The organism is Enterococcus sp. DIV1283b, assembly GCF_051710965.1.
GTDB lineage: Bacteria > Bacillota > Bacilli > Lactobacillales > Enterococcaceae > Enterococcus_B > Enterococcus_B lactis.
This window is the reverse complement of sequence record NZ_JBIOLR010000001.1, coordinates 663,621-685,211: the sequence shown is the minus strand read 5'-3', so window position 1 is coordinate 685,211 and position 21,591 is coordinate 663,621. Positions and strand designations below refer to the sequence as shown.

Sequence of the window (21,591 nt, the reverse complement as noted above, 5' to 3'; positions counted from 1 at the left end):
TCCGTCTTCATTTCTATGACTAGAGTATATATCTAAAGAAACAAAATTTCAATACTTTTATTAAAATAATTAAATTTCATTTCTAAAAATTAGGTTTATACTGCCAAAAGAATTGTCATAACCTAAAAAAAGGCACTGCTAAGCAAAAGCAGTGCCTTGAAACATTTTTATTTAAATAACAAAAAAGCCTAATTACTCATAAGAAACCAATTCTGTATTGTCTACCATGAATGTAAAGAACCCTTCATTAGGCATCGGATGAAAATAAGCATTGATCACTCTTATCAAGGCATTATGACAGACTAACAAGTAGACATTTTCTTCGTCTTCCATGCATTCTTTCAATAAAGGAACGATCCGTGCATACACATCTAAGACCGACTCTCCATTTGGGAAACGTACAGCAAACGCTAAACGCGCTTTTTGAAAGTTTTCATCTTTGCTTGGCAGTCCATCATAATCCCCAAAATCCATTTCTACCAATCGCTCATCAGCGGTCATCGGCAAATTGAGACGATCAGCTACTGCTTGTGCTGTATCTCTTGCTCGTTGAAGAGGGGAATGGATGATTTTCGTGATCGGAACAGGCAAATCTACTACCTTTTCTGCTAGTGCCTGTGCCTGCATCTGTCCTTTTTCAGTCAGCGGCACATCTGCCCGCCCACAAACTAATCCTTGTGCGTTCCAAGTTGTTTCTCCGTGTCTCGTTACATAAAGCATGTGATTCTCTCCTTCGTTGACAAAGTTCTCCTTAACCATACCTTGTTGTCTTTGAGATTACAAGGTTTAGATTTTCTCAAGAGAAATAATCTCAGTAGATACTTTATCTAGAAAGGTTTGATCATGTTCCACTAGTAACATAGCAGGTTTCACGTTCAAAATCAGTTGTTCTAATTGTTCTTGATTGAAGACATCCAAATAATTCAATGGTTCATCCCATATATATAGCTCAGCTGGTTGTGATAAAGATTTAGCCAATTCCACTTTTTTCCGTTGTCCCATACTCATCTGTTCGATTTTGTTATGAAAAACATCTCTTTCCATCCCAAGCTTTCGGAGATTATTCAAAAATGCTTGGTAGTCTACTCGGTTTTTCTCTGCGAATTCCGCCAATGTCCCTCGATTGTCTTCATAATTTTGGCGTACGTAACTAATGGTCAAATGTTTGGGCTGGGATTTTTCTCCTACAACCTTGCCGTTGAATGTTCCCAGAAGATAATGGATAATGGATGACTTTCCCGCGCCGTTAGGACCTGAAATTGCCACCCGCTGATGAGGTTCGATCGTAAAATGAACTGGCTCGAATAACAGATTTTCATACCCTAATTGAAGATTTTCTACGCTTAACAGCCGTTTATGATGAGACACTTGGCTATTCATCGTCAAAGCATCGATATACTCGATATCTTTTAATAATTTTTCTTTCTCACTGATCTGGGTTTCCATCCGATTCACGATTGCTTTAGATCGTTTCATCGTCCGTGCAGCATCAGCGCCTACTGCTCCTTTATTTACTCGCCTAGATTCCGTATCGATGAATCCGACTTTTTTCTTTGTTTTGTCTCCTTCTCGGGAACGAGACCATTCTGCTTTTTCTGCCGCTGTTTTCTTTAGCCTGCTGACTTCTTTTTTCAATTTTTCATTTTGAGCTATTTCAAATTCATCACGAAGTTTTTTCTGTTCTTCATAGATAGAGAAATTCCCTTGATAGAGTTCCAGTTGGCTCTTTTCGATTGCTAAAACATGGTCCACTACTTCATCGATAAATCCCCGATCATGACTCACCACGATGAATCCTTGTTTTTTCTTTTTCAAATAAGCCGCTACTTGTTTTCTACCAGAGATATCCAAATGATTCGTTGGTTCATCGATTAACGGGAAATGAGTGTCATCCACAAATAAGAGTGCCAGTAGGACTTTTGTCTTCTCTCCTCCTGATAGTGTGCTGAATTCTCTCCATAAGATTTCAGGATCTGTTTGCATCAGTTGGAGCTCTCTTTCAATTTCCCATATCTCAAAATCCGTAATCTCATTTAATACATAATAGGTTAAACGCTCTTTATCTTTTGTTTGCTGCGGGAAATAGACAAACGCTTGCTGATGGCTCACTTGCCCTTGATAAGGGAGTTTGTTTTGCAGGATATTCAGTAAAGTTGTCTTTCCTCGACCGTTTCGTCCGATAAGTCCTAGTTTCCATTGTGTGTCAAAGTTTAGATTGGCTTGTTCAAATAATAATGTGCCTTGGCTGTCATAGCCGAATGTCAGATTTTTTATTTCGATTTTAGACATTATTCCATCACCTCGTAAAAAAAGACCAGTCCTATTTTCAGAACTGGCTAAAGAGGATGCAAGGGTTTGGTGCACACAAAAAGACCCATACATCGAAAGAACCAAGCCAATCCTGAAAATCTGCACACTGCTCCCTTGTCTCCACAAGGTACAGTCTGAATGCAGCTTTCATCAATCGACTTAATTTTTCAATGCACGGATCCCTCACTTTGTCCTATATTTGAAATTACGATAGCATAAAGAAATTGATTTTGTCAACTACTTCGGGAGGATGGTGAAAAATCTGCTGAGTGTCTGTCCTAAGATTTTTGTTTTTTCTAATGTTTGCCTGTGTTCCATTGCTTCCTCTAAATCGATTGGTCCTAATTGAATGCTTAAGACAATGGGGAGAAAATCAGAGAGTCCTTCCAACTCTTGGTCTCTACTTCCGCAAATAGCGATTATTGGTTTTCGATATTTTTTTGCAAGCACTGCTACGCCATATGGAACTTTTCCGTGAATTGTTTGCTGATCAATCCGCCCTTCTCCTGTAATGATGACATCTGCTTGTTCGATCTGTTTTTCTAATCCAGTGATTTGGCTGACCAACTCAAAACCAGAGACCATCTTCGCTCCTAACAAAAAAAGGGCTCCGCCAATACCGCCTGCTGCTCCGCTTCCTGGGATGTCATCTAAATCCACCTCCCAAAAATCTTTTATCTGCTGAGCAATTTTTTCTGCTTGTTTATCCAAGAAAGCTAACGTCGTATCCGTTCCTCCTTTTTGTCTTCCAAATTGCCAAGCAGCTCCTTGTTGACCTGTATATGGATTGGTCACATCTGCAGCGATGATCACTTTTACTTTAGAAACAAGAACGTTCCTTCGATCCAAATGAAGTTTTTTAGTAGATAACAAAGGATTTCCTTCTGTGTACCCTTCTAAAGAAGCACCCAAGGATTGGAGTAATCCTAGACCGCCATCGCTACATCCGCTCCCTCCTAAAGTGACAATGATTTGTTCCACTTCTTGAAGCAGTGCATCTTTGATAAGCTCTCCCAAGGCATAACTAGAAGCAAGTCGGATGGTTTGATCCGTTGGTTTATCGAGTAAATCTAATCCTAATACTTGTGCAGATTCAATGACTGCGGTATTTTTTCCTTGCCAGTTCGTCAATAAATAACTGATTTTTCGCTGACGAAATAAGAGATCCATCCCATCAATCGTACGCCAGGTTCCCCCGAGCGCGTAATAGATTGCTTCTGCAGTATTTTCTCCGCCATCTGCAATCGGCACATTGATTTTTCTTCCTTTACGGTCTTCCCAGCCATTTAGAACTGCCTGATTTAATTCAAATGAAGAAGCACTTCCTTTAAATGAATCGATTGCCGCCAAAATATCCATCTATATCCCTCACTTTCTTCTTAAGTAAGACACTTTTTTTCACTTTTTTCAAACAAAACAATGCTATTTTCTTCTGTTTTTCTATATACTAAAAGAGAACTCATTGAATAAAGGAGAGAAAAAACATGAAAATCGCAATAGCTGGAGCCGGAGCAATGGGCAGCCGAATCGGATTGATGTTGCATCAAAGCGGAAATGAGGTCGTTTTGATCGATCGCTGGCCTGCTCACATTGAAGCCATTCGTACAAATGGATTGATTGCTGACTTTAATGGCAAAGAAGTAGTTGCAAAACTGCCAATCTATTCACCAGAAGAAATCATCGAAAGCAACGAACACGTGGATTTGATCGTAGCCTTGACAAAAGCGAATCAATTAGATGATATGTTTCGTTCGATCCAATCCATTATTACTGAGAATACTTATGTTTTGTGTTTACTGAATGGATTAGGTCATGAAGATGTACTGGAAAAATATGTACCAAAGAAAAATATCTTATTTGGGATCACGATGTGGACAGCTGGTCTAGCTGGTCCCGGAAAAGTCACATTATTAGGTGATGGAGAAATCGAACTAGAGAACTTGGAACCAGAAGGCGAAGTATTTACAAAAAAAGTTGTAGAAGTCTTTCAAGAAGCAAAATTGAATCCAATCTATAGTCATAATATTCGTTATTCCATTTGGCGAAAAGCTTGTGTAAACGGAACATTAAATGGATTATGCACGATCTTGGATTGTAATATTGCTGAACTAGGTGCGCAAAAAGCGGCAGAGGGCATGGTTCGAACGATCGTATCTGAGTTTGCTTCTATCGCAGCAAAAGAAGGAATCACATTAGATCAAGAAGAAGTGTACCAACATATTGCTTCTACTTATGATCCTGACAACATCGGGTTGCATTACCCATCTATGTACCAAGACCTGATCAAAAACCATCGTTTGACTGAAATCGACTACATCAATGGTGCCGTTTGGCGAAAAGGACAAAAATATGATATTGCTACACCATATTGTGCCTTTTTGACCCAATTAGTCCATGCAAAAGAAGGAATCCTTGGCGCAGAATAAAAGGCTCTCTGATGAGAATCAGCTGGATCAGCAGCTGGTTCTCATTTTTTTACCCCCCGTGAAAGATCAAAAAGAAAAACACAATTCTCATGTTGCCATAAGAATTGCGCCTGTTTATTTTCAGCTATGATTGGTTGGCACTTTTATTTATTTTTAACAGAGGAAAGATCGTATTCATATTGTTCATAAATAGCGGAGTCAGTAGTGAAAAATCGTTTTGCCCAATTTTCTGCATCAAAAAATTCCAACAGTTCTGATGGGATTGGCTGAAATGGCGTATGCAGAAATTCCGGTAATTCATCTAAATCACGTTCTTGAAGCAAAAAAATATTTTCAGGATGATAAAACTGATAATGAGCTATGGCTTGATTATCTGTCACTAGCTTCTTTTGAAAATACATAGATTCAAACGTTCGCAAAGTCACTCCTTGCTGCCCTTCCCGCAACAGTTCTAGAATCCCGCTCGATTCCCCAGTTTTTTTCAGATACTCTTCATAAGTAAGGTATCCAGGTTGTTCATTTCCTCGAAGCGGAAGAATAAAGTAATTGGTCGTAACACCTCTTTTTGTAAATTCCTGCTTATATTTTTCTGCCCGTTCTTTTCTGCCGTTATTTGTTGCACCAAAAAAAAGATCCGTCTTTGGTTCGCTAGAAGAAAAATCCATATGTTTCGAATAAAAGGAACTATTATGTTTTAGTCCAAGTTCTTTCGCTTCCAAAAAATCAAAATGATAAATCTCATCGATTGCCGGTTCATCTTGTGCCTGTTTCAGCATCGCCTCGTGTTCTGCTTTGAAGTGGTTCCAAAAAAATAACACGATTTTTGCATTGGTAAATGGACGCACGCGTCGAGCCATCTCCATATCAAATCCATAATCTAAAAAAACGATCAGCTGATAATTTGCCAACTGTTGTCGAGCTGATTTAATGAATTCCGACTGTAGTAAATCTTTTCCGGACCAAACATCTAAAGAGCGGATGGAAGGAAAAAAATAAAGTGATTTATTTTTCGCAACTAGCAATACGTCGTTTTTGTTCATCTGTTCCGCCTCACTTTCTCTGTCACTTTTTCCTATGATAGCCTGTTTAAATAGTAAAAAGCCAGTAAAACGCTTCCTATTATTTTTATAAAAATTTAACATTTCTATGAAAATACGATGAAATAAATCATTCTTCCATTAAAATATGCCTAAAAGTTTTCTGAATAGTTGTAATTGTCTGAAAATTTGTTATCATTAGTCATTGTTATTATTGCTATTTATTCTTACTATACATTTTGATTGTGAATTTAAAAGAAAGAGGTTATTTATGGAAGATAAAAAATTGAAAAAACAACTTAGCTCCCGACATATCACCATGCTAGCTTTGGGTGGAGCGATTGGTGCAGGTCTATTTAAAGGAAGTGGCGAAGCGATTGGAATCGCCGGCCCTTCTGTATTGATCGCTTTTTTGATTGGCGGCATAATTTTATATATCGTGATGAAAGGTCTGGGAAAAATCGTTTTAAGTGGTGGCGATACGCACCACGGATTATCTGGATTGATTCGTCCATATCTAGGTGCTCATTCTGCCGATTTTACCGATTGGGTCTACTGGTCCATGTGGATTATCAATATCATTGCTGAAGCTGTTGCAGCTGCTTCCTTTTTACAGTTGTGGTTCCCCCACATCCCAGCTTGGGTATTTGTTTTTATGTTGGCTGTTTTAACTACTATCATCAATCTTTATTCGGTACGATTATTCGCAGAGACAGAATATTGGCTAGCCTTTGCTAAAATCAGTGTCATTATCCTATTGATCATTTTTGCTGCTTATCTTGTCGGTCAGCAAATGTTGGGTACTGGTGTTTTCCCTACCCTTCAACAATTAACTGATCATGGTGGTTTTACTCCCCATGGTATGAAGGGAATCATCAGTTCTTTGCTTGTAGTTATCTATTCTTATGGCGGTTCTGAACTGATTGCTATCACAGTAAGCGAAGCAGATGATCCTAAACGTGCGATTCCTAAAGCAATCAAAGGCGTCATGGGAAGAATCATTTCCTTTTACATTATTCCTTTATTTTTGCTTTTGATTATTTTTCCTTGGAATACTTTAGCAGGCACGAACGTTAGTCCTTTTGTGATGGTATTTGAAAAAATGAATATTCCATTTGCGGCAGATATCGTCAATTTCGTGATTGTTCTTGCTCTGTTCTCGTCTATCAATTCAGGTGTATATGCTTCTTCGAGAATTTTGTTCTTCCGCTTGAAAGATCGAAAAGGTTCTTCTAGAAAACTAGCTGTTTTAAACAAGCATCAAGTACCGCAACGTGCTGTGCTGTTTTGTACCAGTGTTCTTTATCTAGGTGTGGCTCTTTCTTATTTTGTCGGTGACAAATTATTTGGCTATCTGGCAGGTTCTCTTTCCTATACAGTATTATTGATCTGGATCATTATCAGTGCGGCGTCCTTTGTACTGGCACTAAGGAAAGGAACGTTATGGGACAAAGGAATCAGCTTTTTTGCATTAGCAGTCTTAGGGTTGATTTTCCTCGGTATCCTCTTCACGAACTCCATTGGGGTAACTGTATTGACCGGTCTGCTTTACCTGTTCATTTATTTCAGTTATCAAAAAAAGAATGATGCTTTCGTCTTGACGAATGAATGAAACCAATAGAGAATTTTATTCTATTTATATTGAATAGCTAGAGCTATTGAAAAAAGGAGCTGCGACAAAAATTGTTGCAGCTCCTTTTTACGTTTTTATTGTTCTAATTGCGCTGTCTTGCTTACTGCTTCTTGCGGTTTCATAAATTTCTTTGAGATCCCCCAACCTGTAAAGGCACTGACCATCGAAAACACAGGTGAAAGCAAACTGAAAAACACGAATGGCAAGTAAGTGAGTGTAGGAATGCCAAATGTACTTGCTACGAAACTTCCGGCGATCCCCCAAGGTACTAAGTAGTTGATTACTGTTCCACCATCTTCTAGTGTTCTCCCTAATACAGTTGGATCAAAGCCTGCTTTTTCGTAAGTTTCTTTAAATGCATTACCAGGCAGGATAACAGATAGAAATTGTTCTCCAATAAAGATATTTACTCCGATGCTTGTCATCAATGTTGTAAAAATCAATTTTGGAGTGTTCGTCATCTTTCTTGATACTCGTTCCATAACGGTTGAAATCAACCCAAATTCGATCAACAAACCACCTAATGACAATGTTAGAATAATCAATGACACAGTTGGCATCATACTTTCGATTCCTCCACGGCTAAGTAGTGAATCGATTTGTTGGTTTCCAGTATTTGAAACAAATCCAGATTCGATGACCCCTGCCAACTTCGTTAAGGAAGTTTGTGGGTTTTGAATAAAGATCATTCCTACTGCTACAGCGATATTCAACAAAATCGTCAAAATTGCCGGCACCTTTTTCCATGCACACAAGAGCATTAAAAATAGAGGAATCAGTGACCAGATCGAAATAGTAAAGTTTGCTTCTAGAATATCGGTCACTTCACGAATAGATGAAAGACTTGCGGCTTTACTTGTGTGTCCTAAAATCATGAATAAAAAGAAAGAAACAACAAATGCCGGAACAGTCGACCACATCATATGCTTGATGTGTTTGAACAAATCGGCATCAACAATAGCTGCTGCTAAATTTGTTGATTCGGATAATGGAGACATCTTGTCTCCAAAAACGGCACCTGAAACAATGGCTCCAACTACAAGGGCTGGATTTAGTCCTAGTGTTGTCCCAATACCAAAAAATGCAATCCCAATCGTTGACATAACCGTAAAGGCACTCCCTACAGCGCTACCTACGATTGCACAAACAACAAATACAGAAGGGACGAACCACTGGACACTGATCAATTTAAATCCAATGACCATGAGGGTTGGAATAATTCCTGCTTGTATCCATACAGCAATCAATGAACCGACTAAAATAAAAATAAAGATTGGAATGATCCCCGGTTTGATGCCATTGATGATCCCTTCGTGCAGCCAATCTGTCGGGTATTTTTTTATCACTGCGTACAACATGACCATTCCGATAGCTGCCAAAATCGTGATATTAGGCGAAACCTTTAATCCGACTACGCCAATCGCAATGCCTAAAACAATGACCATTAATACAAGTGTTGCTTCTAAAAAACTTGGTGTTCCTTTTTTTTCCATGATAATCTCTCCTTTTTTAGTTGTTCTTATGTTCTAAAAAAGTTAAGATATCGGATTACTCCGCCACAATTCATCCGCGATTCCTCCTTTATAAAAATAAAAAGACCTGCTTTCAACTAAGGACGAATGACTCCGCGGTACCACCTTAATTAAAAACAGATCTGTTTTTCACTTTCAAACGATTATTCAAATGTATGGACTTTCCATGTAATTCGTCAATTAGGCTTGATCGGTTCGCAGCGACCACCGACTTTCTGAACAAAACACCTAACCGCTACTGCGTGAAAAGTTGACTTGTATGAAGTTTACCTTCCATAAGATCATTTGTCAATGAAAAAGAAAATGTTTTTTCATTTTTCTGAAAATTATTTTTATAACTTTCACTCACAACTTTATCTTTTTACTAGAAAGTAGCGCCCTCTTGTTTTTTTCTTGCTACTATTTCTTGATGTTCTTGTTTGATTTTTTCTAATAGCTTGGGTTCTCTCAATAAATCTAGAGCTGTATTGGCAAGTAATTCCGCTGCAATCGCAATAGAAGCAAGTCCTTTTTCACTTTTAGCAGCAGCTTTGAATTCTTCTGTATGTCCGGCAATGTATGTCTCAGAGATTGCTACAGTAGGCTGTATCGTTGGAATGACTTGGCTGACATTTCCTACATCAGAAGAACCTAGACTTGTTCTTTGTTCCGTTTCTATTTCTTCATCAGGCACACCTGCTTCTTTTGCATGTTGGAAGAATAAGTCATCGAAAGAAGGCGTGACGATGACATCATCGACTGCATTTTGGAACAATCCAAACTCAAAAGTCGTACCCGTGCTTAATGCAGCGCCTCGTACGATATTTTCCACTTTTTCATATACTTTGTCTAATGTTTGTCGATTTCCTGCACGTAAATAGAAACGTCCAGCAGCGTAGTCTGGTATGACGTTGGCCGCCACGCCTCCGTCTGTAATGATTCCATGGATATTGACATCTTTTGGCAATTGCAAGCGTAAAGCGTTGATTCCGTTAAACACTTGGATCAAGGCTTCCAAAGCATTTACTCCTTTTTCAGGTGCTGCTGCTGCATGAGAAGCGACACCGTAAAATTTGATATCGACTGGATCATTTGCTAAAGATTCTGTCGTTTTCCCATAACGAAAAGCTGGATGGACACATAATGCTGCATCGACATCCTCAAAAAACCCTTCCCGAACGAAGCTGCCCTTAGCTGATCCATTTTCGCCTCCTTCTTCCCCCGGAGTACCATACACACGGATTTCTCCGCCAATCTCATCAATGAATTGTTTCACTATGCTGGCTGCTAATACGGAGTAAGTACCAAATAAATTATGTCCGCATGCATGACCAATACCTGGTAAAGCATCAAATTCTGCCAAAAAGGCAATTGTCGGACCTGGTTTATTGGAAATATAACGTGCATCAAAACCTGTTCGGTGCCCAGCTACTTCTTTTTCTACCCAGAACCCTTCTTTTTCCAATTGTTTGATTAAAGCTGCTGAGGAATAAAATTCATAATTACTTACTTCAGGATGATCGTGGATAGCTAGTGCAAGTGCTTGATATTCTGGTAAACGGTATTGGATCAAATCCTTCAATTGATTTGTTGAGAGTGTGGTTGTCATAAAAATTTCCTCCTATGCTAGTCGTTTTTTCTTATTTTCTCCCGAATGTTTCCCACGCAGGTACGCTTGAACCTTTTGATGTTTTTTCGATTACTTTGGCTGTTTCTTCTGTTTGATAGGCATCTACTATTTTTTGATACGTTTTATTGTCTTCATCTTCTTTTCTTGCAACGATGATATTGACATAAGGACGTGCATGGTCATCGACTGGTTCTAAGAAGATTGCATCAGAAGCAGGATTAAATCCAGCATCTACAGCTACACCGCTATTGATGACTGAAATATCTACATCTGACAAAGCACGTGCTGTTTGGGAAGCATCTAACTCAGAAATGTCTAGATTTTTTTTATTCTCGGTAATATCAGAAACAGTTGGCGCTTGGCCTTTTGCCTTGTCCACTTTGATCAATCCAGCAGTTTGCAATAACAGAAGAGCTCTGCCGCCATTCGTGACATCATTAGGGATTGCAACTTTCGCTCCGTCTTTGATATCAGCCACATCTTTTAACGTATTGGAATAAATTCCCAACGGTGCATTAACCGTATTCCCAATCGATACTAAATCAGTTCCGTGTTCTTCATTGTAATTGTCTAAAAAGAATTGATGTTGGAAGGAATTCAAATCGATCGATCCATCTGCTAAAGCCGCATTTGGCTGATTGTAATCTGTAAATTTCACATATTCCAAATGGATGTTTTCCTTTTTCAAACGGTCTTTCACATCGTCCCATACATCTGTATCTTCCCCAATGATCCCTAGTTTTACGGTAGTTTCTTTTTTGTCAGTTGTAGCTGCTTTTCCTTGGCTGCACCCTGCCAACCAAATAACTGCTACAAATGTAATGACTACAAAACGAATAATTTTTTTCATTTTTTCTCCTCCACTTTCAATGTGTGATTTTTTTAATCAGTTGATTACTGATAAATTGACTCAAAAAAACTAAGACCAGAATCAATAATGTAGCGACAATCGTTACATCTGTTTGGAATCGATTATATCCTCTCGATATAGCAAGATTCCCTAATCCTCCGGCACCTACTGCTCCGGCCATGGTAGTCAGTCCGATCACATTGATGATCGTCAACGCTGAGACCCGAATGATACCAGGTAACCCTTCTAACAAATAAACACGTAAAATGATGCCGATTGGGCTCGTGCCCATCGCTTCTGCTGCTTCGATCACCCCAGGATCAACTTCTAGCAGTGCATTCTCGATTTGACGGGCAAAAAACGGGACAACGCCAAAAATCAAAGGGACTAAAGCTGCTTTGGCACCGATCGTCGTTCCAACTAAGAAACGAGTAGTCAAAGCTAAAAGGGAAAGCAAGATAATAAAAGGGATGGAACGAATGATATTGATCAACTTATCAAGTATTTCGAACAGCAGCCTGTTAGCTAGTAATCCATTTGGACGCGTCACTACTAACGTCACACCTAAGATGATTCCGATAATCCCACCAATGAATGCCGTCCAAAAAGACATATATAGTGTTTGCTTTGTCGCTTCGATGAATTCATCCGGAATCAAATAGACATTCGGCAAATATGTTTTAAAAAATTCAGTCATTTTAGCTTCCTCCTTCGATGACTTTGATACGGTTATCTAATTCGTTTTTTTGTAAAATAGTTGCTTTTACACCAGATTTGATCAAATAATCCAATGCTTTTTGCCGCTGTTTGGTTTCTCCAGCTAAAGTAACGATCAAACTTCCTAAGGGTGTTTCTTGTAATAGCTCTACATTACCGTATAAGATATTCGCTGTTACTTGGTACTTGCTGTAAAGATGAGCGATTAGAGGTTCGTTCGTCTGGTTGCCGATATAACTTAATTCCACCAACCATTTATTTGCAATCTGATTGGCAAAAGCTGCATGGGCACTGATTGTTTCCAATGCTTGGTCAAGGTGTGTCGCTGTCCGAATAAAATCTTTAGTCAATTCTTCTTCAGGATGACTGAAAATCTGGATGCTGCTACCTTTTTCAATGATTTTCCCCGCTTCCATAACCGCTACCTTGTTGCAGATTTCTTTGACAACTTGCATCTCATGAGTGATCAGGACGATCGTTAGACCTAGTTGACGATTTAGTTTTTTTAACAGTGCAAGGATCTGAAGGGTCGTTTTCGGATCAAGTGCACTAGTTGCTTCATCGCATAACAACACTTTAGGTTCATTTGCCAGAGCTCGTGCGATTGCCACTCGTTGTTTTTGTCCCCCCGACAGTTGTTTAGGATACGCAGATGCTTTTTCTTCCAGACCGACAAGTTCCAGTAGTTCATTCACTTTTTGACGACGTTCCTGTTTTGATTTTCCAGAATACTTTAGAGAAAAATCTACGTTGTCAAAAATCGTTCGACTTTCCATTAGATTGAAATGCTGAAAGATCATACCGATGGCCTTTCTTTCTTTTCGCAATTCTTTTGGAGAGAGCTGGCTTAAATTCGTCTGATTGACGATGACTTCTCCTGCTGTTGGTTTCTGCAACAAATTCATCACGCGGACTAACGTACTCTTTCCTGCACCTGAGTAACCGACGATCCCATAAACATCCCCTTTTTCAATCGTTAAATCTACAGAATCTACTGCCTGTATCTCTTTTTCTTTTTGTTTGAAACATACAGAAACATCTCGCAATTCAATCATTAACATTCCTCCTTGTCTATAAAAAAAGCATCCTCAAGAAAATGAAAAATAGTCATTTTCTTGAGGACGCCTTTTTGCGTGTTACCACCTCATGTTCAAGCTGTGTTCACACACAACTCCTCTTCAAGTACCATCATACTCTAGCAAGATATCGGTCGCAGCCGTCATCGCCTTACATCTATGCTCGGGATGAATTGCTCGATGGCCATTTTCCAATAGTCGTTCCTTGCTTCTTCTCAGCTACCGAAGCTCTCTGTCAAAGGTTCTTCTATCGTACTTACCATTTCAATGCAAATAATATTCAAAAAAAAATCCTTTTACTAACATAAACTATGTCAGTAAAAGGACGACGTATCGTGGTACCACCTTTTTTCGGAAGTTTCCTTCCCTCAAGCCCAACATCTCAAAAAGAGAGATTGGCGTTCGTTTTAACGGTCGAACATTTCCGAATTTGCCTACTTATCGACAAATTATTCTCCAAGGCCATTTTCAGCTTTTCTTACTTGACTCTTCTCACCAGCCAGAGCCTCTCTGCAAAGTTTCCAAACTTACTTTCCTTCTCAACGAAATCAATATTTTGTTGTTGGGATTAATCTACAGGAGGAAAACTGAAAAGTCAAGCATGAAATTCAAATTATTTTTTCTATATTTATTTTTCTGTTTTTTTATCTAACATTTCAATAACAGTTCGAAGATCTTTCCCTTCCGCAAGAAGGTTCAATTTTTCCTTCTCTTCGACGCTATAATTTCGAACAAAACTGGAATCGGGTATCAAAACAACGCCTAGTCCTGCACGTGAAGCGGCTGTCGCTCCTACTAAAGAATCTTCCACTGCAAAAGCTGAAGGAGCTTCTAATCCTGTTCGTTCCAAAGCTGTCAGATAAGGGACCGGTGAAGGCTTGTTCTCCGATACTTCATCTCCGAACGTAAACGTATCAAAGTAATCGGCTAATTGAAAGTGATCCAAGATATCTATTGCTCTTTTCGTAACAGTTGTCGTAGCAATTCCTAGTTTCATATGACGTTCTTTTAAGTCTGCCAATATTTCTTTTGCGTAGGGTTTCAATTGGATAGCTCCACTTGTCAGCTGTTGATAAAAATATTCTTCACGCTTTGCTCGGACTTCCTGCACTTTTTCAGGACTGCCTGCTGCCTGCACTAAAATATCAAAACTTTGTTTCCAGTTTTTTCCGCCCCAAGCGTCAACGATTTCTTTCGGGATATGAATATCAAATTGCTGGAATCCCCAAAGCCAACCATCGCGATACGTTCTTTCCGTATCCACTAACAAACCATCTAAATCAAATATTGCACCTTTCATCTATACATTAATCCTTTCCAAAACAATACACCTAGTTTAGCATGACTGATCCAAAATGAACAGAAGCATAGAGCCAGCCGTATCACTTATAAGAGTTCTTGGAATCGACGGATATAGATTTTCTTCACAGCTGTCACAAGCGCCAGATAAGCGACGACTGTTACAAGTAGCCATAACCAGTAATTGCCAGGGAGCGGCATCAAGCCTAACTCAGCACCAAATCCTGTGAACGGAAGGACTGAACCAACAATGATTCCTAATGTAGTGATAACTAGCATGGCAAATGTTGCATTGCTTTGGATAAATGGTATTTTCGGTGTACGCAATGCATGGAGCACTAATGTTTGTGTCCACAGGGATTCGACGAACCATCCTGCATGGAATAATGCGATAAAAATCACTTGTTGTGAGCTATCCAATGTATGGAAACTTCCACCAACTACAGCAGGACAAATAACAAAATACATCAACAAGTAAGTAGTGATATCAAAAATCGAACTTATTGGACCAAAATAAACCATGAATTTTCCAATACTAGATGCATTCCATTTCTTTGGCTCATCCAAATATTCTTTATCCATCCGATCCCATGGTAAGGAAATGCAAGAAACGTCATAGATCAGATTCAAAAACAGAAGTTGCAAAGGCAACATTGGTAAAAATGGTAAGAACGTACTGGCAATCAGTACGGAAAACATATTGCCAAAATTAGAACTTGCTGTAGCCTTGATATATTTCATGATGTTTCCAAAAGTTTCTCGTCCAGAAAGAAGACCTCTTTCCAAAATCGTCAAATCTTTTTCTAAAAGGATCACGTCTGCTGATTCTTTTGCGATATCCACAGCTGTATCCACGGAAATACCGATATCAGCCACTTTCATTGCTGGAGCATCATTGATACCATCTCCTAAAAATCCGACAGTATGACCATTTTTACGTAAAGCTGTCGTCAAACGTGCTTTTTGCTGAGGATTCAATTTTACGAATACTTCATGGTCTTCAGCTACTTGCGCTAATTCATGATCATTCATTTCTGAGATTTTCTCACCAGTAATCAATTCATTGATTTCTAGGCCTACTTGACGGCACACAGACCGTGTGACTAATTCATTGTCTCCAGTCAGAACTTTTACAGCTACACCATGTTCTTTTAAAGCTTTCAACGCTTGTTTTGTTGTTTCTTTTGGTGGATCAAGGAAAGCAAGATAACCAATCAGAACCATGTCTGACTCATCTTTGACTGAAAATTCTCCAACAACGCTTGGATTGGTCTTTTGTGCGACACCAATCACTCGCAAGCCGTCTTCATTAAGTGATTGTACTTTTGCAAGCACCGCTTCTTTTCGTTCTTTTGTTAATGGTGCGACAGTACCACCAAGATCAATAAATTTAGAAATGTTCAACATTTCTTCAATCGCGCCTTTTGTGATCATCTGTGTTTTGCCAGCTGGATCAGCGACCACAACACTCATACGGCGACGTTCAAAATCAAAAGGAATTTCATCTACTTTTTGATAATTGATCGTATCTGTATCTAAAGTTTCTGCTGCTTCATCAATGATAGCCACATCTAACAAATTTTTCAGCCCTGTTTGATAGTAGCTGTTTAGATAAGCATGGCGCAAAACACGATCATCTTCATTTCCTTCACAATCCATATGATATTCAAGAATGATTTTATCTTGTGTCAATGTCCCCGTTTTATCCGTACATAACACATCGATTGCACCAAAATTCTGGATAGCATTTAAATTTTTGATGACTGTTCCTTTTTTGGCCATCACACTTGCTCCTTTGACCAAATTCGTCGTAACGATCATTGGAAGCATTTCAGGTGTTAAACCAACTGCTACAGATAACCCAAAAAGAAAAGCTTCTAACCAATCTCCTTTTGTAAGCCCATTGATAACGATAACTGCTGGAGCCATCAATGACATAAATTTGATCAGCAGCATGGATGTTTTGTGGATGCCTAATTCAAAACTTGATTGGATGGGTTTTTCAGATAGCGTTTCTGCTACATGCCCAAATAGTGTGTCATTTCCGACAGAAACAATGATTCCTTCCGCGCTTCCACTGATGACATTGCTTCCCATAAAGACAAGATTTTCATAACTTGTTTCGCTTTGCTGATCGTCTTCACATACTTTCGCATGCTTTTCTACTGGATAGCTTTCCCCTGTCAGTGCTGCTTGGGAAATGAATAGATCCTTTGCGGACAATAAACGCATATCCGCTGGTATCATATCTCCTGCTGAAAGCCGAACAAGATCTCCGCAGACAATTTCTTCCATAGGAATCTCAGTATATTCGCCATTTCGTTTGACAGCTGCCGTTACTTTCACAAGTGATTTCAGTTTTTCAGCTGCTTGATTAGAACGCACAGACTGGATCAACGTCATCGTCCCACTGACGATAACCATAGTGAAGATAATGGCTACACCGAAGAGATCTTTATCTCCTGGAGCGGCTAATACGTATTCCGTAATGAATGAAATAATTCCTAATGCAATCAACACTAATGTAAAGGGTGTGATGTATGCTTTCAATATTTCTATAATGAATGGTGTTTTTTTGCCATATGAAATCGCATTTTCACCATAAGTTTCTCTTGAACGCTCGATTTGTTCTTCTGACAATCCATTTGCTGATGCATGGAACAATTCAAATAATTCTTGCTTCGTTTTTCCAGCAAAAGCTGCATAGATTTTTTGTGTATCTTTCTTTTTTTCCATCTCGATCTCTCCTTTGTGTCCAAAAGACAGCTGTTCTCGCTGTTTCTGGTCTTTTGCTATTTATCGGATCGATAGAGAAAATGCTGAAAGGGGCTGAGAACAGATAGATAATAGCCCTGGCCTTTCCTCTAAATCCTTGTTTTTCGAATGACTGTCATCCATTTGTTCTCATCTCCTTTACTAAGTAATTTTAATTCATGACTTCCAATCATTTTTCGAATAGTTATTTTCCCAACTCGCTCACCCCCCTTTTTGTTTTTTCACCGATGGGATTTGCGGCAACAAAAAAACCTCTCGCCAAATACTCAGCGAAAGGTTTGAAAAAGCAAATCAAAAAAGCTTCTCAGATCTCATCGTTGAGTTTTGACACTGTACAACGTAAAAAGCAGATATCTGCTTTTAGCTACCTTATGAAAAGCCTTATCTCGACAATTCCTGTTCTACCCATTGGCGTCTCTCGACGTTTTTGGGCAGTAGCCTATGTTTGTATAGGAGCCTCACCTAACAAATCCTATTCGGTTTTCCTTCGTTAATATAACAACTAAAAAAGAGGATGTCAAATTAATTTTCCATGTTTTTCATACTTTTTTAAAATACACGCGTTATATTTCCTGTCTCACGCAGTTTTATTTGTCTCATTTTCCACCTCCCGCTATAATAGAATTATAGTAGGAAACGAGGTGCTGTTATGGAACGAACACTTGTTATTATCAAGCCAGACGGCGTAAGACGCCATTTGGTCGGAAGCATCATCCAACGTTTTGAAGCAAAGGGACTGGCCATTGCTGAAATGAAATTTGCAACGATGACACCTGAACTAGCAAAAGAGCATTATCAGCACTTGACTGAACGCAGTTTTTTTGATGAGCTGATCGATTACATGACTTCTGGTCCGGTCGTTTATCTTGTGCTGGTCGGCGAGGAAGTAATCGATATCGTCCGTAAAATGGTCGGAGCAACAAAAGCGGCTGATGCCGTTCCAGGTACGATCCGAGGAGATTATGCACTGCCGGGAACTGAAAACATCATCCATGCTTCTGATTCCCGTGATGCTGCAACAAAAGAGATCGCCCGCTTTTTCCCACCATTCGATACAAACAAACCGTCTGAAAAAGCGGCGAAGTGATACAAATCTTAAACTGTTGGTCTAACTGCTGGGTTTAGCAATGGCCAGCAGTTTTTTCTCTAAAGAATTCCTTTGATTCTTCCCTAATGTATATTCGATCACTGCGAAAAACTCTTGGTAGTCTTCCGATTTTTCTTCCCCTAAAGCAGCGGAAATCAGTCGTTGGTAATAATCCGCCATCAATGTTTCATAAATCACTGTACTTCTTTCTTTATGCGCTAAACTCCGTTTCATATCTTCATTCACGCTACGTGCCTTTTTTAAGCGACCATTTTCTATATAAAACAAAGTCAAATTCGTCAAAAAAGTAAAAAGATACTGCTCGTGATTATTCAGTTGCGCGATTCGTCGCATTCTTTTTTTGATTTTCAAATAATTATTCTCAATAAACCGATCACTGAATATCCAAGGAAAATCAGCTAGAATAGATACTTCAAATTGCCCATACTCTGGTACTTGCATCAAATATTCTTCAATGATACGACATTCATAACGCAAAAATTCAAATTCCGTCTCAGATACTTCTGTTTTTTTGGACATGTGCAGATTCAAAACCAAATAGTACAGATCTTCTGTTTTCTTATAGTGCCTGCGGTTATTAGCAATTTCTTTATAAGGATCAAAGCTGTCTTCTTGAACCCGATCTAGCATTCGCCTTTTTTTCTTTAATTTTTTTGGCTCATCAAGCTGATTTCGTATCCATTCATATTCGGCAAGTGTCATGTTCATTCGCTCTAAAAATGATTTCAATGTTCCAAACGATACTTTTTTCACTGAATTTGTCTCGATCCCGACTAGCGAAGTTTTAGAACAGATTCCTTCCGCTAATTGGGACTGCGTCAGCTTTTTGTTGACTCGAAGTTTCTTGATCAATTCTCCATCATACATAATAGTTCTCCTTTTTTAATTGAAATTAACCCTTGGCTTTTCCAGAATGCTTGCCAATAAGAGGAATGATTATTTCAATTTAAATTTTCCGCATTCAATAAATAGATACGTTAAAAAGAAAAAATACACGAAAAAAATAAAAAAATGTTTTTCTCATAAAAAATACCAACCTTCAAGCATGAGACTGCTGTCTAATCCCTGAAGGTTGGTTTGATTGTTTATTGAGTATTTTTTTGCTGCTCCGCATGGGTTCCTGTTACTGGATATAGGTTAGTCGTTGTTTTATTGCCGTTTTTTGAAAAGACACTGGTCGAATGTTCACCTTTTTGCTTTTCGATTGCTTCATTACGTTCCGCTTCATTTTTATAGTCATATTTTTTCGGATCAATCGTCTCAAATCCGTTTGGCACATAAAACCGCAAGAGATTTTCCTGATTCAGCTTATCTGAAAGACTTAACGCAGTCTTGACTTTTTCCTGATCTTTGGAGATTTCCTCGTCGATTCCTGCTGCTTTCGTATCGATGATTTCTCCTGTCTGATTATTGTAAGCTTTTCCTCCTAAGACGGTGTATTTGGGTGTCACAAAGTTCCCATTTCGAAAAGCAACTACTTGATCATGCTGAGAAGATAATAAATCTGTACCAAAATGAAGATAATCTTTATCATCGATTCCCAATAGATGTAGTAATGTCGGCAAAACATCGATTTCTCCACCGTATTCATGATTGACTGTCCCTTTAGTATAACCAGGCATATGGATCATCAATGGCACTCGTTGCATCTGTGCGTTGTCAAATTCATCCCATGTATCTGGATCTTTACCAAGAGCACTTGCTAAATCTTTATTATCTGTATTCGAGATCCCAAAATGATCCCCGTAAATCACAAAGATTGAATTTTGGTAAATACCAGATTTTTTCAAATACGTAAAAAATTGTTCCAATGATTGATCCAGATAATGTGCCGTTCGAACATAATTATCTACTGTGCTATTGCCAGTATTCAAAGATGGAAAGTCGAAATTCTTGTCATCCGTATAATAAGGCGTGTGGTTGGTTACGGAAAGAAATTTCGTGTAAAACGGCTGTTGTAGATGCTCAAGATATTGGGCAGATTCTCTGAATAAATCTTTATCTAATATCCCATAACCTAACGTTTCGTCGGATTCATCAAAATAAGATCGATCAAAGAAATTGTCATACCCTAAATTTTTATATACATGATCTCTATTCCAGAAACTAGCTACATTTCCATGGAAAACAGCACTTGTGTAGCCTTGTGTTTGTCCAAGGATCGCTGGTGCTGCTTGAAAGACATTATCTGACCCAAGTTCTGTGAATAATGAGCCTTGAGGTAAACCAAATGTGCCAGTTTCCAGCATGTTTTCAGCATCACTTGTCTTTCCCTGTCCTACTTCATGAAAGAAATTGTCAAAGCTGATCGTTGCTTGATTCTGGAAAATACTATTTAAAAATGGCGTGACTTCTTGTCCGTCTACCTTCATATTGATCAAAAACTGTTGAAAACTTTCTAAATGAAGGACAATCACATTTTTTCCTTTAGCGAGCCCAAATGTTTCAGGATTTGGCTCTGCGTAATGCTTCTTTGTATAATCTAAAACTTCATCAATTCCATTACTGCTTGCATGTGCGCGAACACTGCTAGTCATTCCTGTTTTGATCCCGTCATAAATAGTGTATGCATCGATCCCTAGATATTTGACAATATAGGAACGGTCAAATGTCCGCTGCAGTAATTGTGGACGGTTGGCTTCGCTCAACGCTAGATTTCCTGAAAAAATCAATCCTGAAAGACAGGTAACAGCGATAGCCATCGGTTTACTGACAGGGTTGCTTTTGATAGGTATTTTCTTGACCTTCAACCAAACCAGTAGCCCAATGAACACAGCGATATCCAGCCAGTAGATGACATCATGGGGCTTCATCAAAGAAAAGGAGCTTCCTGACAACCCTTGCGACACTTTCGAAAAGCCTAATACAGATTTGACTGTAATGAAATCTGTGAATTCCCGATAAAAAATAATATTCAAGTACAACAAAAGCGTATTTAAAATATCAATGATCAAAAGAATAGCTAACGCTGGCTTTGGCTTTTTAATATACAAAGAAAGGCCAAAAAACAATAAGGTAGTCGCAATTGGGTTGATCCACAAGATAAAGTACTGGATCGTACCTTCCACACCTAATGAAAAATCTGCATAGTAGGCAATGATCGTCTTCAGCCAGAAAAAGAAAACAGCTGTCAAAACGATTGCTAAACGATTTTGGCACAATTTTTTAAGTTGTGTCACGTATATCACTTCTCTCTATTCACATTTTTTCTTATTTTGC

The 21,591-nt window shown here is 38.8% G+C and carries 16 protein-coding genes, 1 riboswitch and 2 other annotated features; of the genes, 3 read left to right on the top strand and 13 right to left on the bottom strand.

Annotated elements, in window-relative coordinates:
- Positions 1 to 192 precede the first annotated feature (192 nt).
- The 3 genes from IGJ53_RS03220 to IGJ53_RS03210 all read right to left on the bottom strand — a co-directional run bounded on the left by IGJ53_RS03220 (position 193) and on the right by IGJ53_RS03210 (position 3,669).
- Positions 193 to 720 carry a histidine phosphatase family protein gene (locus tag IGJ53_RS03220; protein WP_259741795.1) on the bottom strand — a complete coding sequence of 176 codons (528 nt, stop codon included), beginning with the start codon at positions 718 to 720 and terminating at the stop codon, positions 193 to 195.
- A 66-nt stretch (positions 721 to 786) separates the two neighbouring features.
- Entirely contained in the window at positions 787 to 2,289 is a 1,503-nt protein-coding gene (eat(A), locus tag IGJ53_RS03215) for an ABC-F type ribosomal protection-like protein Eat(A) (RefSeq protein ID WP_010732043.1), read from the bottom strand.
- Between the two features lie 258 nt (positions 2,290 to 2,547).
- The gene (locus IGJ53_RS03210) at positions 2,548 to 3,669 is read right to left on the bottom strand and encodes a glycerate kinase family protein (RefSeq protein ID WP_010732042.1); all 1,122 of its coding nucleotides are present in this window, start codon (positions 3,667 to 3,669) and stop codon (positions 2,548 to 2,550) included.
- Between the two features lie 125 nt (positions 3,670 to 3,794).
- On the opposite strand from IGJ53_RS03210, the gene IGJ53_RS03205 reads away from it, so the two are divergent.
- Complete coding sequence (locus IGJ53_RS03205) at positions 3,795 to 4,736, top strand: 2-dehydropantoate 2-reductase (protein WP_438749560.1); 942 nt, start codon at positions 3,795 to 3,797, stop codon at positions 4,734 to 4,736.
- A gap of 143 nt (positions 4,737 to 4,879) precedes the next feature.
- Here the strand turns inward: IGJ53_RS03205 and IGJ53_RS03200 are convergent, their stop codons facing one another.
- Positions 4,880 to 5,776, bottom strand: coding sequence for a hypothetical protein (locus IGJ53_RS03200; RefSeq protein WP_010732040.1), 897 nt, complete (start codon positions 5,774 to 5,776; stop codon positions 4,880 to 4,882).
- Between the two features lie 268 nt (positions 5,777 to 6,044).
- Here IGJ53_RS03200 and IGJ53_RS03195 point away from each other — a divergent pair, with 268 nt between their 5' ends.
- Positions 6,045 to 7,385 carry an amino acid permease gene (locus tag IGJ53_RS03195; RefSeq protein ID WP_002374011.1) on the top strand — a complete coding sequence of 447 codons (1,341 nt, stop codon included), beginning with the start codon at positions 6,045 to 6,047 and terminating at the stop codon, positions 7,383 to 7,385.
- A 95-nt stretch (positions 7,386 to 7,480) separates the two neighbouring features.
- On the opposite strand, the gene nhaC is transcribed toward IGJ53_RS03195, so the two are convergent.
- From nhaC to mgtA, 7 genes are all read right to left on the bottom strand, one after another.
- Positions 7,481 to 8,899: a Na+/H+ antiporter NhaC gene (gene nhaC / locus IGJ53_RS03190; protein WP_002374013.1), complete on the bottom strand. Its 1,419-nt coding sequence runs from the start codon at positions 8,897 to 8,899 to the stop codon at positions 7,481 to 7,483.
- Positions 8,900 to 9,302: 403 nt separating this feature from the next.
- Entirely contained in the window at positions 9,303 to 10,526 is a 1,224-nt protein-coding gene (locus IGJ53_RS03185; RefSeq protein WP_002320010.1) for a M20 family metallopeptidase, read from the bottom strand.
- Between the two features lie 31 nt (positions 10,527 to 10,557).
- On the bottom strand, positions 10,558 to 11,397 hold the full coding sequence (locus IGJ53_RS03180) for a MetQ/NlpA family ABC transporter substrate-binding protein (RefSeq protein WP_010732039.1): 840 nt from the start codon (positions 11,395 to 11,397) through the stop codon (positions 10,558 to 10,560).
- Positions 11,398 to 11,413: 16 nt separating this feature from the next.
- Positions 11,414 to 12,094, bottom strand: a complete 681-nt coding sequence (locus IGJ53_RS03175; RefSeq protein ID WP_002312131.1) for a methionine ABC transporter permease — start codon at positions 12,092 to 12,094, stop codon at positions 11,414 to 11,416.
- Position 12,095: 1 nt separating this feature from the next.
- On the bottom strand, positions 12,096 to 13,169 hold the full coding sequence (locus IGJ53_RS03170) for a methionine ABC transporter ATP-binding protein (RefSeq protein ID WP_010732038.1): 1,074 nt from the start codon (positions 13,167 to 13,169) through the stop codon (positions 12,096 to 12,098).
- 59 nt (positions 13,170 to 13,228) lie between these two features.
- Positions 13,229 to 13,467 (bottom strand) — a binding site (T-box leader).
- A 41-nt stretch (positions 13,468 to 13,508) separates the two neighbouring features.
- Positions 13,509 to 13,742: a binding site (T-box leader), on the bottom strand.
- A gap of 76 nt (positions 13,743 to 13,818) precedes the next feature.
- Positions 13,819 to 14,490: an HAD family hydrolase gene (locus tag IGJ53_RS03165; RefSeq protein WP_010732037.1), complete on the bottom strand. Its 672-nt coding sequence runs from the start codon at positions 14,488 to 14,490 to the stop codon at positions 13,819 to 13,821.
- Positions 14,491 to 14,576: 86 nt separating this feature from the next.
- Positions 14,577 to 17,225 carry a magnesium-translocating P-type ATPase gene (gene mgtA, locus IGJ53_RS03160; protein WP_438749554.1) on the bottom strand — a complete coding sequence of 883 codons (2,649 nt, stop codon included), beginning with the start codon at positions 17,223 to 17,225 and terminating at the stop codon, positions 14,577 to 14,579.
- 341 nt (positions 17,226 to 17,566) lie between these two features.
- A riboswitch (M-box (ykoK) riboswitch) is annotated at positions 17,567 to 17,741 on the bottom strand.
- 172 nt (positions 17,742 to 17,913) lie between these two features.
- Here mgtA and ndk point away from each other — a divergent pair.
- Entirely contained in the window at positions 17,914 to 18,351 is a 438-nt protein-coding gene (gene ndk / locus IGJ53_RS03155; protein ID WP_002308328.1) for a nucleoside-diphosphate kinase, read from the top strand.
- A gap of 21 nt (positions 18,352 to 18,372) precedes the next feature.
- Here ndk and IGJ53_RS03150 read toward each other — a convergent pair whose 3' ends face one another.
- On the bottom strand, positions 18,373 to 19,239 hold the full coding sequence (locus IGJ53_RS03150; RefSeq protein WP_010732035.1) for an Rgg/GadR/MutR family transcriptional regulator: 867 nt from the start codon (positions 19,237 to 19,239) through the stop codon (positions 18,373 to 18,375).
- A gap of 218 nt (positions 19,240 to 19,457) precedes the next feature.
- Positions 19,458 to 21,551: an LTA synthase family protein gene (locus tag IGJ53_RS03145; protein WP_002374032.1), complete on the bottom strand. Its 2,094-nt coding sequence runs from the start codon at positions 21,549 to 21,551 to the stop codon at positions 19,458 to 19,460.
- Positions 21,552 to 21,591 lie beyond the last annotated feature (40 nt).

Coding starts and splice junctions, on each gene's coding strand:
- IGJ53_RS03150 (WP_010732035.1), bottom strand. CDS start 19,239: ATGTATGATGGAGAATTGATCAAGAAACTTCGAGTCAACAAAAAGCTG.
- nhaC (WP_002374013.1), bottom strand. CDS start 8,899: ATGGAAAAAAAAGGAACACCAAGTTTTTTAGAAGCAACACTTGTATTA.
- IGJ53_RS03220 (WP_259741795.1), bottom strand. CDS start 720: ATGCTTTATGTAACGAGACACGGAGAAACAACTTGGAACGCACAAGGA.
- IGJ53_RS03205 (WP_438749560.1), top strand. CDS start 3,795: ATGAAAATCGCAATAGCTGGAGCCGGAGCAATGGGCAGCCGAATCGGA.
- ndk (WP_002308328.1), top strand. CDS start 17,914: ATGGAACGAACACTTGTTATTATCAAGCCAGACGGCGTAAGACGCCAT.
- IGJ53_RS03175 (WP_002312131.1), bottom strand. CDS start 12,094: ATGACTGAATTTTTTAAAACATATTTGCCGAATGTCTATTTGATTCCG.
- IGJ53_RS03200 (WP_010732040.1), bottom strand. CDS start 5,776: ATGAACAAAAACGACGTATTGCTAGTTGCGAAAAATAAATCACTTTAT.
- IGJ53_RS03185 (WP_002320010.1), bottom strand. CDS start 10,526: ATGACAACCACACTCTCAACAAATCAATTGAAGGATTTGATCCAATAC.
- IGJ53_RS03195 (WP_002374011.1), top strand. CDS start 6,045: ATGGAAGATAAAAAATTGAAAAAACAACTTAGCTCCCGACATATCACC.
- IGJ53_RS03210 (WP_010732042.1), bottom strand. CDS start 3,669: ATGGATATTTTGGCGGCAATCGATTCATTTAAAGGAAGTGCTTCTTCA.
- IGJ53_RS03170 (WP_010732038.1), bottom strand. CDS start 13,169: ATGATTGAATTGCGAGATGTTTCTGTATGTTTCAAACAAAAAGAAAAA.
- IGJ53_RS03180 (WP_010732039.1), bottom strand. CDS start 11,397: ATGAAAAAAATTATTCGTTTTGTAGTCATTACATTTGTAGCAGTTATT.
- IGJ53_RS03165 (WP_010732037.1), bottom strand. CDS start 14,490: ATGAAAGGTGCAATATTTGATTTAGATGGTTTGTTAGTGGATACGGAA.
- mgtA (WP_438749554.1), bottom strand. CDS start 17,225: ATGGAAAAAAAGAAAGATACACAAAAAATCTATGCAGCTTTTGCTGGA.